This is a genomic window from Desulfovibrio inopinatus DSM 10711 (genome assembly GCF_000429305.1).
Classification (GTDB): domain Bacteria; phylum Desulfobacterota; class Desulfovibrionia; order Desulfovibrionales; family Desulfovibrionaceae; genus Alteridesulfovibrio; species Alteridesulfovibrio inopinatus.
On the sequence record NZ_AUBP01000077.1, the window covers coordinates 1 to 1,062 of the forward strand.

Sequence of the window (1,062 nt, forward strand, 5' to 3'; positions counted from 1 at the left end):
CATAGCGAAGACACAATCATATTACAACCCGTTGGATATGACTATGCAGACACCGCAACAGTATACCGCAAAACAGATTGCCGATGCGTTGGGCGTGAATTTGACGACTATAAATCGTCGTTCCAACCGTGAAGATTGGCCGTTTTCCAAACGATCCGGTCGAGGCGGGGGCAAGATGTTTTCGCCTGAGAACTTGCCGGCTGACGTGCGCCGGGTTTTGGCTGTCGTGGCGGCCGGGGCGTTGGCGGAATCCGGGCACGGGGCTGTTGCGGTGCCTTCCGGGGTGGGGATTGCCGCCGGGGCGGTGCCGCCTGAGCAGTATCATCAGGCGGGATTGGATCGATATGCCGTGGTGCATGCGTGGCGGGCACATGTGATCGATGCGGGATGGGGGCAGAAAGGCAAGGCCACGGAAGGATTTCTTTTTGCCTTCAATGCCGGGCAAATCCTGCCTCATATTCATGCCCGACTCGGCGCGGTTGCCGTGGCAACGCTTTATGCCTGGGATAAAAAACTTAAAAATCACGATGATAACTATCTCATTCTTTGTGATCGGAACGGTGTGTGGACGGAAGGGAAAGCGCCGGAATTGGGGCAAATCGGCTATGAGGCCGAAGAAGTGTTTTTACGGTGTTGGCTCCATCCAAATCGGCCGAGTTATCGGCTGGCCTACCGGGCAACCTGCGCCATTTTGAAAGATCGGGGGCACGAAACGGTGCCGGGGTATCACTCGTTTTATCGCTTTGCCAAACGATACGAGAAAACCAATCGTGACGTGGTGGTGTTGGCACGTGATGGAGAAAAGGCGCTTAAAGATCAGGTCCTTTCGTATATTTCGCGAGATCATGCGGCTTTGCGCGTCGGGCAATGTTTGGTGGCTGATGGCCATGATCTCAACTTTGAAGTGCTTCATCCCGTGACCGGGCGGCCGGCTCGGCTCAAGCTCATTCTCTTTTATGATTGGGCAAGCAATTTGCCGGTGGGTTGGCAGATTATGCCGACGGAAGATTCGGTTGCGATTTCGGCCGCGTTTCGGGCTGCATGCCTGCGTCTGGGGCGGTA

General features: G+C 55.4%; 1 protein-coding gene. It reads left to right on the plus strand.

Annotation, left to right across the window (positions count from 1 at the left end; all coding sequences use genetic code 11):
- Positions 1-43: 43 nt before the first annotated feature.
- Positions 44-1,062: DNA-binding domain-containing protein (locus G451_RS0120470; RefSeq protein WP_034643301.1), on the plus strand; the 1,019-nt coding region annotated here is incomplete at its 3' end.